The sequence below is a fragment of the Flavobacterium ginsengisoli genome (genome assembly GCF_029625315.1).
Classification (GTDB): domain Bacteria; phylum Bacteroidota; class Bacteroidia; order Flavobacteriales; family Flavobacteriaceae; genus Flavobacterium; species Flavobacterium ginsengisoli.
This window is the reverse complement of sequence record NZ_CP121110.1, coordinates 1,146,481-1,162,137: the sequence shown is the minus strand read 5'-3', so window position 1 is coordinate 1,162,137 and position 15,657 is coordinate 1,146,481. Positions and strand designations below refer to the sequence as shown.

At 33.8% G+C, this 15,657-nt stretch carries 14 protein-coding genes and 1 pseudogene; 12 read left to right on the top strand and 3 right to left on the bottom strand.

From position 1 onward, the window contains the following. Nucleotides 1–27: 27 nt before the first annotated feature. Together P5P87_RS05265 and P5P87_RS05260 are read left to right on the top strand one after the other, a co-directional pair. Nucleotides 28–1,116 carry an NADH:flavin oxidoreductase gene (locus tag P5P87_RS05265; RefSeq protein WP_278021809.1) on the top strand — a complete coding sequence of 363 codons (1,089 nt, stop codon included), beginning with the start codon at nt 28–30 and terminating at the stop codon, nt 1,114–1,116. Nucleotides 1,117–1,225: 109 nt separating this feature from the next. Next, nucleotides 1,226–2,583: pseudogene (locus P5P87_RS05260) on the top strand (NAD-dependent succinate-semialdehyde dehydrogenase). Nucleotides 2,584–2,657: 74 nt separating this feature from the next. On the opposite strand, the gene P5P87_RS05255 reads toward P5P87_RS05260, so the two are convergent. Next, on the bottom strand, nt 2,658–3,266 hold the full coding sequence (locus tag P5P87_RS05255) for a hypothetical protein (protein ID WP_278021808.1): 609 nt from the start codon (nt 3,264–3,266) through the stop codon (nt 2,658–2,660). A 176-nt stretch (nt 3,267–3,442) separates the two neighbouring features. Between P5P87_RS05255 and P5P87_RS05250 the strand changes: the two genes are divergently transcribed. From P5P87_RS05250 to P5P87_RS05215, 8 genes are all read left to right on the top strand, one after another. Next, nucleotides 3,443–4,141, top strand: coding sequence for a DUF1826 domain-containing protein (locus tag P5P87_RS05250; protein ID WP_278021807.1), 699 nt, complete (start codon nt 3,443–3,445; stop codon nt 4,139–4,141). 46 nt (nt 4,142–4,187) lie between these two features. After that, nucleotides 4,188–4,826 carry an MEDS domain-containing protein gene (locus P5P87_RS05245; RefSeq protein WP_278021806.1) on the top strand — a complete coding sequence of 213 codons (639 nt, stop codon included), beginning with the start codon at nt 4,188–4,190 and terminating at the stop codon, nt 4,824–4,826. 83 nt (nt 4,827–4,909) lie between these two features. After that, the gene (locus P5P87_RS05240; protein WP_278021805.1) at nt 4,910–5,101 is read left to right on the top strand and encodes a hypothetical protein; all 192 of its coding nucleotides are present in this window, start codon (nt 4,910–4,912) and stop codon (nt 5,099–5,101) included. Nucleotides 5,102–5,372: 271 nt separating this feature from the next. After that, complete coding sequence (locus P5P87_RS05235; protein ID WP_278021804.1) at nt 5,373–6,797, top strand: amino acid permease; 1,425 nt, start codon at nt 5,373–5,375, stop codon at nt 6,795–6,797. Nucleotides 6,798–7,034: 237 nt separating this feature from the next. After that, nucleotides 7,035–7,649 carry a YdeI/OmpD-associated family protein gene (locus P5P87_RS05230; RefSeq protein WP_198855821.1) on the top strand — a complete coding sequence of 205 codons (615 nt, stop codon included), beginning with the start codon at nt 7,035–7,037 and terminating at the stop codon, nt 7,647–7,649. Nucleotides 7,650–7,690: 41 nt separating this feature from the next. Next, nucleotides 7,691–8,410, top strand: coding sequence for a hypothetical protein (locus P5P87_RS05225; protein WP_278021803.1), 720 nt, complete (start codon nt 7,691–7,693; stop codon nt 8,408–8,410). Between the two features lie 335 nt (nt 8,411–8,745). Continuing rightward, complete coding sequence (locus P5P87_RS05220) at nt 8,746–9,768, top strand: META domain-containing protein (protein WP_278021802.1); 1,023 nt, start codon at nt 8,746–8,748, stop codon at nt 9,766–9,768. A gap of 516 nt (nt 9,769–10,284) precedes the next feature. After that, nucleotides 10,285–13,167 (top strand): Ig-like domain-containing protein, encoded by a 2,883-nt coding sequence (locus P5P87_RS05215; RefSeq protein ID WP_278021801.1) that lies wholly within the window; start codon nt 10,285–10,287, stop codon nt 13,165–13,167. Between the two features lie 143 nt (nt 13,168–13,310). Here P5P87_RS05215 and P5P87_RS05210 read toward each other — a convergent pair whose 3' ends face one another. Together P5P87_RS05210 and P5P87_RS05205 are read right to left on the bottom strand one after the other, a co-directional pair. Next, nucleotides 13,311–13,589 (bottom strand): type II toxin-antitoxin system RelE/ParE family toxin, encoded by a 279-nt coding sequence (locus tag P5P87_RS05210; protein WP_278021800.1) that lies wholly within the window; start codon nt 13,587–13,589, stop codon nt 13,311–13,313. Next, a complete protein-coding gene (locus tag P5P87_RS05205; protein WP_278021799.1) occupies nt 13,582–13,830 on the bottom strand; it encodes a ribbon-helix-helix domain-containing protein in 249 nt (82 codons plus the stop codon). The genes P5P87_RS05210 and P5P87_RS05205 overlap by 8 nt, the downstream gene beginning before the upstream one ends. Before the next feature lie 360 nt (nt 13,831–14,190). Between P5P87_RS05205 and P5P87_RS05200 the strand changes: the two genes are divergently transcribed. Both P5P87_RS05200 and P5P87_RS05195 read left to right on the top strand, forming a co-directional pair. Then, nucleotides 14,191–14,805: a hypothetical protein gene (locus P5P87_RS05200; protein ID WP_278021798.1), complete on the top strand. Its 615-nt coding sequence runs from the start codon at nt 14,191–14,193 to the stop codon at nt 14,803–14,805. After that, a complete protein-coding gene (locus tag P5P87_RS05195; RefSeq protein WP_278021797.1) occupies nt 14,742–15,647 on the top strand; it encodes a hypothetical protein in 906 nt (301 codons plus the stop codon). Before P5P87_RS05200 ends, P5P87_RS05195 begins: the two co-directional genes overlap by 64 nt. Nucleotides 15,648–15,657: the final 10 nt, after the last annotated feature.

Here is a 15,657-nt window from a genome sequence, read left to right as displayed (position 1 = left end):
ATAAGTAGAACTTAAAAAAAAAACAATATGTCTGTTTCTGATTTATTTAAACCGCTTACATTGCTGCACGGCCCAGCAATGAGAAACCGTTTTATGTTAGCCCCTTTAACCAGCCAGCAAAGTGAATATGATGGCACTGCATCTGAGTTCGATCAATATTGGATGGAACAGCTTGCGCAAAGTGGTTACGGATTAATTCAAACCAGTGCTTCTACGGTAGAGGCAGGTGGTATCGCTTTTGAGCGACAATTAGGAATTCATAGCGATAATCATTTGTCTGGATTGACCAAAATGGCGTCGGCGATTCGTGATGGTGGCGCATTGTCGGCGGTGCAATTGCATCATGCCGGACATCGCGCAAAACCTTCAATTGGCGGAATACCAGCTCCAGCGTCGAGCAAAACGATAGAAGGAATTAAGGCAATAACGACCGAAGAAGTAGAACGGATTCGTGACAGTTTTATCGCTGCGGCAAAAAGAGCGCAAATAGCAGGTTTTGACGGAATCTCAGTTCATGGAGCTTTTGGATGGATTCTCTCTGAGTTTATGTCTCCAAATTTAAACGATCGTACAGATAAGTATGGTGGAAGCTTAGAAAACCGAGCCCGCTTTACCATAGAAGTAATCGAAGGAATTCGCAAAGCTTGTGGACCTGACTTTCAGATTGGCTGGCGATTGTCGATTGAACGTTACGGACTGCTTTTGGAAGAATTGCGAGAAGTAACGGCCGATATTTTTGATCGTGAATTAATTGATTATTTAGATCTCGCTTTGTGGGATTCAGCTCAAATAGTTCGTGAAGGAACTTTTAAAGGAAAAACCATGTTGAGTGTTTTTACTGAAATTCCCCGCAAAGGAGTTCGTCTAGGTGCAGCCGGAAAAATTATGAGTGCACAGCGTGCAGGAGAACTTTTAGATGAAGGCTGTGATTTTGTACTTATTGCCCGTGCAGCGATTCTTCAGAGAGATTTTCCGCTTCAGGTACAAGCAAATCCAATGTACGACAGTCCGCAATTGCCTGTAATGGCAGATTATTTGAGGCAAGGAGGGTTGAGCGAACGTTTTATTGAAACCATGCGCGGCTGGCAGACTTTTGTAAAAGCAGGATCATTGTAAAGCTATTTGTGTTTTAGGAAAAAGATTTATTCATAAAATAATAGACTTTACGCAATCTAAAAATTAAAATAAATTGTACCTTTTATATCGTTTTTAAAAAGATACAATTATGATTAAGTCTATAAACCCTTATAACCAAGAGATTGTACATGAGGTTACCGAATTTGATAAAAAAGACGTTGAAAATGCAATTGATAAAGCAGACGCTCAATATAAGATTTGGAAAGAAATTCCCTTTTCTGAACGTGCAGTTTTAATGAAAGCTGTTGGTCAGGAACTTAAAAAAATTCCCGAGCGTATGGCGAGGTTATCACTCAAGAAATGGGAAAACCAATCACTCAGTCAATAGCAGAAGTAGAAAAATGTGCCGCCTTATGCGATTATTATGCAGAGAACGCTCCCAAAATGCTTGCTGATAAAATAATAGAAACCGAAGCATATAAGAGTTATGTAAGCTACGAACCAATAGGCATTGTTTTGGCTATTATGCCCTGGAATTATCCGTTCTGGCAAGTTATGCGTTTTGCAGTTCCAGCGTTAATGGCAGGTAATGTTGCGATTTTAAAACATGCTAGCAATGTCATGAAAAGCGCCATCAGTATTGAAAAAATATTCGAAAGAGCCGGCTTTCCTGCGGGATGTTTTACGAATCTACCGATTGGAAGTAAAATGGTAGAAGAAATCATTAAAAATCCTAAAGTTAAAGCAGTTACACTTACAGGAAGTGAAGCAGCAGGAAGAGCGGTGGCAGCTAATGCTGGAAATGAAATTAAAAAAACAGTTTTAGAACTAGGAGGAAGTAATGCTTTGGTCGTTTTTGCAGATTGCAACTTGCAGAAAACTGTTAAAACTTGCGTTCAAGCACGTTTTCAGAATGCAGGGCAAAGCTGTATTGCTGGAAAACGTTTGCTTGTAGAATCTTCTATTGCAACAGAGTTTACAAAAGCTTTTATAGAAGAAGTCAGTAAACTTCGTTCGGGAGATCCTTTGAGTGAAGAAACAACAATAGGCACTATGGCGCGTGTTGACCTTGCTGAAGAATTAGAAAAACAACTTCAAGATGCATTAAATAAAGGAGGAGAAGTTTTGCTTGGCGGTAAAAGAAATCAAGCTTATTTCGAGCCTACTGTTGTTGGAAAGGTTACTACAGATATGTTGATTTTTAAAGAGGAAGTTTTTGGTCCGTTGATTGGAATTACGACTTTCAAAGAAGAAAAAGAAGCTGTTGCACTTTCAAACAGCAGTGCTTTTGGACTTGGCGTCACAATTTTTACAGAAAATTTTGAAAAAGCATTCCGATTAATTCCAAAATTTGACGAAGGGGCGGTATTTGTAAATGAACTGGTAAAAAGTGATCAGAGATTGCCTTTTGGCGGAACTAAAAATTCAGGTTACGGACGTGAACTTTCGCAAGATGGCATTCAAGAATTTGTAAACAAGAAAACAGTTTACATTAATAAATATTAAGCTTTAAAGAGATAAAATAGTAAAAGCGAAAGAAAGGTGTTTGAAGTTCAAACACCTTTTCTTTTTTGAAGATTTTATGATGGATTAACTAAAACTGAATCAGGAAGATAAAAAGATCCTTCCGTAACTTCTACGACTACTCCTGAATCCATATTTCTTAGCTTTCCAGAAAATGTACCTTTAATGCCTTTTTCGCTAATAGATTCAATTTTTACTGTAAAAACGTCATCAGCAATTGAAGTGTTATAAACAATAGTTCCCTCTTTTGTTTGAACAGCATATCGAGCAATCATTTCTGGTTCGAGAGGAGTAGAATAAGTTCCTTCAGCAATATTTCCTCCTGTTCTCCATATTTCAAAATCTAATGAGTTGGGCGCGAGCTGGCCAGGAGTTTTAGGATGCGGTGTTTCAAATCCTCCAATTATAATGTGTTCAAAACGTCCATTATTACCGCTGAACTGAAAATTGGCATCATAATAATTTATTTTGCGGCCGTCTAAAGTGGCTTTAAAATAATATTCAGATTGATTGTTATTCGATTCATTGTCATTGCTCGAACAAGCTGAGAAAAGTATCGAAAGAATGGAAACATAAAAAAGCTGTTTTGCAAAATGTACTGTTTTATTTTTAAAAGAAAATGATTTCATTGCTTTAAAATCATCGATATTACTACATTTCATCATATATTTTTTTGAGTTCATAGCAAATTTACCAACCTCAAAAGCAGAAAGCAATACCTGATTTCATGGTTATTTACGATTGAAAAGCTATGGCAATCGAATACATGAAATTAGAAGTGTAAAGATTTTAAAAGTAATTGCTATTGCATATTTTTGTAATTGATCTTAATATCCAAATTATGAATAATGCATTTTCTTCCAACAGCCAAATAGGTGTAGTCTCTACTTTCTCTGAGCTTATAAATACCGATTTCAAAGGAGAAATGAATGCGTTATGCTGGTACAGAAATTTGGATGGCGATTTTCAAGAGATTGTAAACCAATTGATTTTAAAAGAAAATATAACAGAAGTATTTCCAGAAGACTTAATCGCGCTTCAATTATCAGAAAAAGGAAATATAGCAAGGGAAATTATCTTAAACGATTTGCAATTGTTAACTGATTTTGGAGCTTCGCCTTCTCTCAATTTATTAAAGTGCTACGAACGCGACGACGAGTTTGATTTCATATCTACTGATGTATATTCATTTCACGTCGATCGTTCTCCAATTGCAACAGATACTTTTTTGTGTACCTATCACGGAGCAGCAAGCGATATTGTAGCTAATGATCAAGCAAAGCAGAAAATTCTAATTCCAGAAATTAGAACAAAACTAAAAGAATTGCATGATGGAGCAGAAGCAGAGTTCGAAGACTTTTTAAAAGAGAACTACTTTGATTTGCATTATCAGCTTCAGAAAGATGCAGAACCCATTAATTTAGGGCAAATGCATCTTTGGCGTTTGGCTGTTGATCATCCAAAACAGCAAGTACAGCCTTGTATTCATAGAGCGCCAAAGGAAAATGATGGCGAATATAGACTTTTGTTGATTTGTTAAAAGAGAAAAATTGCACTGACGAAAATTAATTATATATATTTGATGTATGAATAAACAAACATCTTTTTCAGTCTGTGGAGAATCTTTGTCGGCTCCAATGCACATTTGCGGTTTTTTCGATTCCAAAGAACAGCAATATGAGGTAATCATTCCGTACATTTTGGAAGGATTAGAAAAGAATGAAAAAGTAATTAACATTCTTGAAGGAAATCGTCATAGTGAACATTGCCGTTGCCTTACCAATAATGGAGTATCTATTACCGAAAAACTTTCGAGTGGTCAATTTGAAGTTCTGGCTTCTGAAAATACATACATTAAGGATGGCACTTTTGCGACTGAAAAAATGTATAAAATGCTAGAACAAACTTTATTATCGGCTTCAAGAGCTGGTTACGAAAGTACAAGAGCTTGCGGTGATATGGTATGGGCGCTCAAGAATTTGCCTGGAACTGACGAACTCTTAGAATATGAGGCCAGTCTAAATTTACTTACTCCAAAACACTCTGTATCTTTAATCTGCATGTATGATATCAATAGCTTTAGCCAAAGCACACTTACAGATATATTGCTTACGCATCCTTACGTTATCAAAGATGGAAAGATCAGTAAAAATCCAAATTATGTTGAGCCTTTGGCATTGATTTCTAGCGTTTCTAATTTTCCATCAGGCCCACTCAAATCCTAAAACTACTTATCGTTTATTGTTGATATATAAATTGTTGCAATAGAGAAGCAACCTTAAAATGTATTTAAAATGAGTTTTTAAGAATGATAAAAATTTACGATAAGATTTGTGTAGATGCAGTTGTACAATCTAAGATTGCAAATAATGGTTTTTGGAAATTTAATACCATAATGTATATGAGCGCTTTTTTATGCATCAATTTTATGACAATTGCTATAATTTTGAAAAGCATATTACCTTTAGAATTGGGCGATTTTTATGAAAAAAAAGCTTAACGATAAAAAGAGAAGCATTAATGTATTTTGTTATTCCAGCATTTTTAGCCAATTATTTTATTTTGTTTTTTAATAATAGATACGAGAAGCTATTAGAAAAATACGAGGCTCATAACGGTAAATATATTTTGAGGTACATTATTTTTAGTATTTTATTATTCTTTATTTGTGTTTTTGTATTCTAACAAACTCTTTGTACGATTCCTTTTTTAAGTTATCTTCGCTTTTTGTACATTTCCAAAAACATTTAAATCCTTTTAAAATCTAATCTGTGAAAAATAATCATGATGCTGCAGAAGAGACTCAGCTTAAACGTGGACTCACTAATCGACATATTCAGTTAATCGCCTTAGGCGGATCTATAGGAACAGGCCTTTTCCTTGGCATTGGGCCAGCAGCCGTTTTAGCGGGACCGTCTGTTATTTTAGGATATGCTATTGCCGGAATTATCGCTTTTTTTATAATGAGACAACTTGGAGAAATGGTTGTTGAAGAACCTGTTTCGGGAAGTTTTAGCTATTTTGCCTATAAATATTGCGGTTCATTTGCTGGTTTTGCATCAGGTTGGAATTATTGGATTTTATATATTCTGGTTAGTATGGCCGAACTTACAGCAATTGGTGTTTATGTACAGTTTTGGTGGCCCGAAATTCCGCTTTGGGCATCCAGTTTATTTTTCTTCTTGGTTATTAACGCTTTAAATTTTGCCTCTGTAAAAGTGTACGGAGAAACAGAATTTTGGTTTTCAATTATAAAAGTAGTTGCCATTATTGCTATGATTCTTTTTGGAACTTATTTGCTAATAAGTGGAACAGGAGGAGAACACGCTACAATTCATAATTTGTATAACGATGGAGGTTTTTTTCCAAAAGGTTTCTTTGAAAAAACGGCCAATGGAAATTTCCAAGGTTTATTGTCTGCAATGGCGCTGATTATGTTTTCTTTTGGCGGACTAGAACTAATTGGAATAACCGCTGCTGAAGCAGAAAATCCAGAAAAAAACATTCCAAAAGCAACCAATCAGGTTATTTATAGAATTCTTATATTTTATGTTGGTGCATTAGTAATTTTATTTGCTTTGTCACCTTGGAGACAAATTACCACAGATAGTAGTCCGTTTGTAATGGTTTTTCAAAATTTAAACGGAATGGAATTTACGTTATTTGGCCAGAAAATCTTTTTTACAAAGCTTATCGCTAATGTTCTTAATCTAATTGTATTAACTGCGGCTTTATCTGTATATAACAGTAGTGTATACAGCAACTCACGTATGCTATTTGGTTTAGCAGATCAAGGCAGTGCTCCAAAGTTTTTAAAGAAGTTAAACAAACACTCAGTGCCAGTTAATGCTATTTTAATATCTTCCTGTTTTGTCGCAATCTGTATTTTAATCAATAAAATAATGCCAGAAGAAGCTTTTAGCATTTTAATGTCTTTAGTAGTTTCTTGCTTGGTTATTAACTGGGTTATGATTTCGTATACGCATCTGCAATTTAGACGAGCAAAAGACGAGGAAAATACAAAAACAAAATTTGCTTCAATATTTTACCCAGTAAGCAATTACATCTGTTTTGCATTTTTACTAGGTATTTTAGCCATCATGTGGATGACAAATATGAAGATATCCGTAGAATTGATTCCTATTTGGCTAGGTATTCTTTTCCTATTTTATAAAATATTTAAAGTAAAAAAATAAGTAGTTTTTTAAAATCCCATTTCATTAGAAATGGGATTTTAATTTTTTATAAAGTTTGCATCCCAAATTTTAAAGGATTGTATGAAATAATGTTTATAAAATATTTTTAATAGGATATATTTTAAATAATCAATTAAGTAGATTTGTTATGAGCTCGAAAAAATAATGTAAAACATTTTGTATTAGAGCATAATAAAACATTTTGAAAATTTATCACAAAATTAAATAGTTCAATCAATGGGAAATTATAACAAAGATGTTACAGCTTACATTGCAAAAATGGCAGACTTTGCAAAACCTATTTTAAACCATTTACGAGATGTAATTTTTAGTACCTGCCCCGATGTAGAAGAAAATATTAAATGGGGAACACCACATTATTCTTATAAAGGTGATCATTTAGTTATGATGGGAGGTTTTAAACAACATTGTTCTTTTAGCTTATATAAAGCTGAATTGATGAAAGACAAGGAAATTCAAGCAAGTGTAAAAGCGGGCAAAAAATTTGGCTATTTAGACAAGATCAAAAACTTATCGGAGTTGCCAAGTAAAGAGATATTAACCGCATATATCAAAGAGGCAATGATTTTAAATGAAAACGGAACCGCTAAACCTAAACCTGTAAAAGAAAAATCTGCTGCAGAAGTTGTGGCTCCTAAAGAATTTATGGATGCATTAAAAAAGGACAGCAAAGCGATCGAGATTTTTGAAAGCAAATCGCCGTCATTCCGTAAAAATTATATTATTTGGATTGCAGATGCCAAGACAGATGAAACTAGAAATAAAAGAATTACACAATCGCTAGAGTGGATTGCAGAAGGGAAAGACAGATTTTGGCAATCTAAGAAATAACCACAAATACCAGCTTGTTTCCTCAAGAGTTTATAAAATTAATGATTCATAATAAAGAAAACTTTCCGAGAATATCTTCAGAGCGCAATAACACCGCTACAGTAGTAATATATTTACTGTTTGGACTTTTATGCCTTGCCATGCTTTCTCTATTTGTTGGAGTTCCTTTAAGTATTCAGTTGGAGCACAATAGCAGTTTGTCTAATAGAGAAATGATATTCGATCTTATCTATTTCCCTTTACTGCTTTGGGGTATTTGGGGACTTTATAAAAATTACGAACGTCAGAAGCATAAAAAAGTCATTTTGATTGCTGTAGATCAAGATGGTTTGCACCATCACCAATTTAATGGCACGGTTCAAAGTATTTTGTATAAAGACTTAGAACGTAGCAAAGAAGCTTATGTAAGCGATATTGATCGAAAAATTGGAACAAAATATTCACCAGGATATATTTTCGGTTTTAAAAATGGTGTAAAAGTTCCTCTTCATTTTTCTACAGCTGAAAATGGACTATCTTATATTCCGAAAAATAGAAATCAGTTAATTGCTCATTTTTTGCAAGGTGCCGCTTTATTTTGTCCTCATATAAAAATTTCTCCAGCAGTTTACGCAGAGAATTTTATTAATCCCAAAACTTTTGAATTTGATAAAAGAGCTCAAAGAAAAACCTATTTTATAGCTCTTATATTAATTATCATTATTCTGGTTGCAATCGATTTGTTTATAAAATATACCAAAGGTTTTTCGTCGCTATTTTAAAAGCTAGAAGTTTTTCAGTTGAACATTCGAAGAGCAGCTGTATTAATTCGATCTTAAATCTATTATAGAATTAATATCTGACAGATTAAATTTAAATACACTAAAAAATCCTACTAAATCATCCTTAACTAAAACAGAAGGATGATTTTTTGCTTATACAAAACAATGAACTGATTATTAGTATGTAGTAGTTAGATTGTTAAAGAAAAAGCGTAATTTAGGGATAATAAAAAAAGTTAAAAACATCCTTTATTCTAAAGTGGCACAATTCGTGCCTGCAAAAAAATCATTGAATAATCAGAGCGCTTAATCGGTGTTCTAAAAAATTAAAATAAATGAAAAGATTTAAATGTATGTATGTTTTTGTAGTAGTGTTATTATCAACATTTACATATGGTCAGGAAAGTTTAAAAATGTTTGTAAAAGAAAGTAAAGTGCCATGTACAGGCATTGGCCCAATGGAATGTCTGCAGGTAAAGTATGATAATGACAAAGAATGGCAATTATTTTATGATCATATTGAAGGTTTTAATTTTGAAAAAGGAAACCGATATGAAATACTGGTTACGAAAACCAAAAGACCAGAACCTATTCCGGCTGATGCTTCTGCATACCAATATAAACTGAAAAGCATAATTTCTAAAACGCCTGTAACTAAGGAAAACGGAATTTATAATACCAAAATGATTTTAACTCAGTTAAATGGAAAAAAGGTAAACAGCGGAAAAGCATTTATTATCATTAATGATGAAACGGGAACAATAAGCGGTAAAAACGGATGCAATAATTTCAACGTAAAATACACGAAGCTTTCTTCAAAAAATCAAATTAAGACCAATTCCCCTATGGGAACTTTAATGGCTTGTGATGACGAAAGCATGAAATTAGAAAAAGAATTTAGCACAGCGATCACCAACAAAAAGTTCAAGATCGCAAAGAAAAACAATAAAGTACAGTTCAAAAACACTAAGAACAAAGTCGTTATGGAATTTTCTATACCAACTCAAGACCAACTTTGGAGTTTTATTGCAAAAAACAATTGGAAACTAATTGCACTAGAAAATGTTGGACAAGATTACGGAAAAGCTTCTATTAAGTTTAACCCAGCAGAAAAAAAAGTAAGCGGAAATTCAGGTTGCAACAACTTCTCTGGAAATTATGAAACTAATGGTGATCATATTTCTTTTGATAAAGTAGCGTCTACAAGAATGGCATGTATTGATGAAGAAGCAAATAAAACAGAGCAAAAAATGTTGTCGTATTTAAACAATAAAGACTTGCGTTTTGATGTAGCAGATCAAACGCTTAATTTTTATCTTAATGATAGATTGGTCATGATGTTTGGCGTTACAAAATAAATTCAGTTTTATAAGTCATCTTAAAATAGATGATGATTTACGAAAGAATAGAAAACCAGTGAAGTTGATTCACTGGTTTTTTTATGGATAAAATGTATTGTTTTTGTAATAAATAGATTTGGCTGAATTTGCAAACTGAGAAAAATAAAGTTTTTTAATTAGACGATTCTCGAGAAATATATATAAGTAAATTCTTAGGAGAAAATACGATTAAAAAATAACATTGTTTTTTTATATTCTCATTTTCAGAACCTTAAATTATCAAATTTGCATCTATATTGATTCTTGATTTTTTATTTTGGTAAAAAATGTATTTTGTTGATTGTTAAGTTTTTATAATTAAAAAATCGTTTTGTAGATCTTGATTTTTTATCCATTTTTACCTTAATTTCTTTTTTAAGTATAGTTTCGTTATGGCCTTTTTGTAAGGCACTAACTATTTAATAAACCAAAACTTATGAGAAACAAATTACATTTTATTTTTTTGAGAAGAGTCCAATATTACCATGTTACATTATGGCTTTTTTTCTTCTTTTTGCTTCAGGTTCCTATGCCCAGCGCGGTTATTATGATGCACCTTATAAAAGGTACGAAGCAAATTTAGGCCAACTGTCTAATGGTGCTTTAGTTACTGCAAAATCATACAATCAGGCCGATCTTCAGTCAGAAGCTTCAGATCAGCAGTGTGTGAATATGTCTGCCACAAACGCGACCGTTCAATGGACGCTAAGTGAAGCTGCCGATGGATTAGTAATTCGTTATAGTGTTCCTGACGGGCAATCTGGAACTATCGGGGTTTATAATGGCAACACAAAGCTTACAACGCTTACTTTGACTTCAACTTGGTCTTGGGAATATTTGTGGAGCAACGGAAATCCGAACAATAACGGAATTACGAATCAAAACCCAAGAATGCGTTTTGATGAAGTTCGTTATAAACTTCCTGCTAAAATTGCTGTAAACGGAACATTAAAATTGGTGAGAGAATCTGGTAATGTTCATATTGACTTTGCAGAAATGGAACCAGTGCCAACAGCTGTTACAGCTCCTGCAGGTGCCGTAACTTATTCAGGAAACGGAAGTGATCTTCAGACTTTTATTGATGCAAATGGCGGAAAAAAAATATTTCTTCCGAGTGGGGTTTATAATGTTAACCGAGAATTATATTTTGGTTCAGCAAACACTTCGCTAATTGGCGCTGGAATGTGGTACACACAGATTAATTTTACCAATACTAGTAGTTTAAATGGCGGATTACGTGCCAATGCAAGTAACATTTCGTTCACAGATTTATATCTTACAACAAATTCAGCTTCGAGAAGTAATTCTTATAAAGCAATAAATGGGGTTTTTACAAGTGGTTCTATAGTAAAAAATATCTGGGCAGAACATTTTGAATGTGGTGCCTGGATTGCGCAATACAATTCTGGTGGGCCGGCAATTGCTGACGGCTTTACATTATCGCACTGTCGTTTTAGAAATAATTATGCCGATGGAATCAATCTTTGTAAAGGAACAGCGAATTCAATTGTAGAACATTGTAATTTTAGAAACAATGGAGACGACGATCAGGCGATTTGGTCTGCTGACGGACTCGAATGTATCAATAATACATTTAGATACAATACTTCAGAAAACTGTTGGCGCGCTTGTGGACTTGCTATTTATGGAGGAAAAAACAACAAAGGCTACAATTTAATTATCAAAGACAATTTGGAAGCAGGAATCAGAGTAAGTAATAATTTTCCGGGAGCACCATTTAACAACGATGGTATGCACGAAATTCATGATATTACCGTAACAGCCTGCGGAACTTTTAATGATACCTACAATAATCCCGTGGCGGCAATTGATATTTTTAGTGCTACGAATGCCGGAAGTCAGGTTAAGAATGTTCAGCTTTACAGCATTGATATTATAGATTCAAGAAACGATGCGATTTCTATTAGTAAAAGATCAGGAGATGGGATTTATAATCTTTCTTTTAAAGACATAACCGTTAACGGAACTGGTAAAGAATATCCAAATAACAATGTATTGAACAGAAACTGGGGCAGAGGCTATTTTGTGCTTATTGCAGGTTCTCCAAGCGGAAACGGTACCTATTGTAATATGAATTATTCTAATAGAGGCGGAAATGCCACAACTAATGAAGAAATTAGTGCAATTGGTACATTTTCATGGACGCAGGGTGCAAACTGCTCAACTACAAATGTTCCGGTTTCAGGTGTAACACTTTCGCCAGGAGCAGTAACTCTAGGTGTTGGTGCTACACAGCAATTAACTCCTACTGTTTCTCCAGCAAATGCTACCAATAAAACAGTAAGTTATAGTTCAAATAATACAGGTGTTGCGACAGTAAGTGGTTCAGGTTTAGTAACTGCAGTTGCTTCGGGATCAGCTACCATTACCGTAACGACTCAGGATGGTAATAAAACGGCTACTTCTGTAATAACAGTAAATTCATCAAATGTAGCAGTAACAAGTGTGAGCTTGAGCCCTTCATCAGCTACATTAGCGGTAGGCGGAACACAGCAACTAACACCAACAGTTTTGCCTTCAAACGCAACTAATAAATCGGTTAATTATACTTCAAGCAATACAGCTGTGGCAACGGTTAATTCATCAGGATTAGTCACTGCAGTTTCAGCAGGTACCGCTACAATTACTGTAACAACAGTTGATGGAAATAAAACGAGTACTGCGGCAATTACTGTAAATGCCGCAACAGGAAGCTATTTTACAATTAAAAACAAATGGACAGGTAATTACTTATATGATGCCGGAAATAATGTAGGATACGGTCCAACAGTTGCAGACAATACTTATAAATGGGAAAAAGTGGCCATTGATGGTACTTACTATATGATTAAAAATGTAGGTACAGGAGATGTAATGCATATTGAGAATTTAACTGGTGCAGTACAATGTACAGCAGGTCAGTCTAGCTGGTGGAGTGCACAATGGTCTTCTGAAAATGTAGACGCAACCTGGGTAAGAATCAAAAACAGATGGCAGACAACAGCGATGATTCATATTGAAAATCTAAATGGTTCTGCACAATATCTTGGTGGTCAAAATAGTTGGGAAAGTGCACAATGGCAGTTTCAAAACACTTCGACATCGAAAAAAGTGAATCCTGTTGAAGTTGTGGTTGAGAATACTGTAGTTAGCATTTATCCAAATCCTGCAATTGATAATGAATTTAATATTGTTTTGCCACCACTGGAAGCAGGTGATACAGCAAGTGTAACAGTTACCGATAGTAGCGGAAGAAAAGTTTTGGTAAACAGAATCAGTTCATCTTCAAAAATCAGTCATCATTTAACCGCTGGAATATATATTGTGACAATTAACTCTAATACATTTAATGTTTCTAAAAAATTGATTATTAAATGATAGATTAAAATTTAGAAAATGAACTGCAGTTGAATTTATAATTAAATTTCATCATAATGAGCTCGATATTGTATCGGGCTCATTCTCATTTCTCTTTTATCTGTGCACGGGGCGAGATGTTCGTGCCAGCAAGGGAAACGGCTTTAAAAATCTTGCCTTCCGATAATGGTAATAATCTCTACCCGTTTATCTCCGTTAATTTGGTAGTAAATAGTGTCAACACCACAAACACAATAACGATATCCTTTTTTAATGTGTTCAGCAGATGGAAATAAAAAAGGATTTGCTTCTATTTTTTCAAAACAATCATAAAACATATTAAAATAGCTGTCAGCTTGATTAACGCCAAACTTACTAACACCATAATAATAAATTCTTTTTAAATCTTCTTTGGCTTCGCTACTTAAATAATAGCTATACATTACGAGGTAAATCTTTTTTAAATTCGGCTAACATTTCTTCTCTGGTTTGTTTTTTTGCAAAACCGCTTTTTTCTCCCTTTTCTATTTTTGCCCTTACAAACTCGTAGTATTCTTCTCTCGAACGTGCTTGCTTTATCAAATAGTTAATAGCCTCACTTTTACTACTAAATTCATCTGTATTAACCTGATTTTTTAACCATTCGTCATTAGGAGCTGTTAATGATATACTTTGTCGTGGCATAATAATATAAGTTTTGAAGTTGGTGTAAATTTACACCAAAACTTTGAAAAGGAAAACATATTGGGATAAAATAGTTCTAATTAATTGTTTGGGTAAGTTGCTCCTCACTTGTGCAAGCGGAGGATATTTAAAAAAATTGTACAATTCCAAATTTTATACCTCATTATCTGTTTTTTATGCAAACTTAAAAAAACATATAACTCCCAGTAAAATCTAAGCATTTGCTTTTTTGTAAGTAAATTATTATGTTAAAATTTTAAAATATATTTAAAATATAGTTTTTTTCTTATTTTTTATTATTACAATTGTATAGCCTAATTCTTACAAGTTTTTAGGTATTACTAACTTAAACGCCAAAATATGAGAAGAAAAATTAACAATGCAACAAGATTTATGGTCATTTTATTAGTTTCTTTCACTTTTACAAAGTGCCAGAAAGATGACAATGATGTAGGGCAGACAGATGCTAGAATTCTTTCGTCTGCCAAAGAATGGTTCAAAGCCTATGAATTAAAAGGCGATAATTTTGCATTACTACAAAATTTAAACTACAATTGGAATGATGCCGAAATTAGGAATTCAAAAGATGGAACCAAAACAATTATAGTCCCTGTTAATGAAGCGAAAAAAGACGCTACGGAACTTTGGGAGCAAAAATTGTATATTTATAAACTATCCGAAAACAATTATGAAGCTTTGCTCTTTGAAATATTTCCTAATGGTACGAGTAGATCTCCAGAAGATTTATCAATAGATAGTGCTACTTTTAGTGGCTACATAGCAGCTTGGGATTTAAAGAAAGGATTTGTAAAAACTGCTAGCTTTGAAAATGGTAGACTTATAGAAAATGGTACCGTTAAGCTGGTTCTAAAAAATGCAAACACAACCGGTAAGGCACCGTCAGGTGTTGCGTGTCCTGCCGAATTGAATGCGATGTTGATGGTGGAGGAACCACAGATACAGGAATTCAGTTAAAAGAAGTTGTGGTATACAATAATTACCAGAATCCCAGTTCAGGCGGATATATTATTTACAATGGCACAGGTAGCGGTTATTCTAACTACACAGATACTGGTTCTTACACCAATCATGGCACGGGTACTGGCAGTGGTAGCGAGGGTGGAGAAGATCAAAGTTCAAATACATCCACTCCTTGCGAACAAATGAAAGTTCTAATCAACTCTGCAGACCCAAATAATATGATAGCTGGCATTAATTGGTTAAAATCAATAGTAAATGGAACAGTAAATAATAAAGAATTTGGAATAGAAATTAGAATGACAATGAATGCAGACCAAACTTTTACATATCAGTACAACCAAGTTTCATCTCCTAATGAATTTTCAGTAGCATTAACAACAGATTATTATCATATTGGTGGTGCTCATTCGCATCCAGAAAATGGATATGCAATGTTCTCTTTTGCTGATGTCCGTTTTTTAAGCAATGCGTATAACGAAGCTAGTCCTCTCAGGAAAAACGATGTTATTTTTATGGTGGTTGCCAAAGATAAAGCAGGAATTACTAATACTTATGCTATAAAAGTAGACAATATTGGTGTATTAAATGATAAAGTAAATCAAGTATGGAATAATCCTAAATTTATAGGTAAGACAGATGATGAAAAAATTAAAATAATTCATAAAGATCAAGGTTACAAATATCGTGATAGTAAAGGAGCCTTAGAAGAAAGTTTTTTACAGCAATTTGGTTCTTTCGGAATCTCGTTGTATAAGGCAGATAGTAGCATGTCAAAATGGAATAAACTTACACTAAACACGACAACCAATAAAACAATACAAACACCTTGCATTTAAAAACAATAAA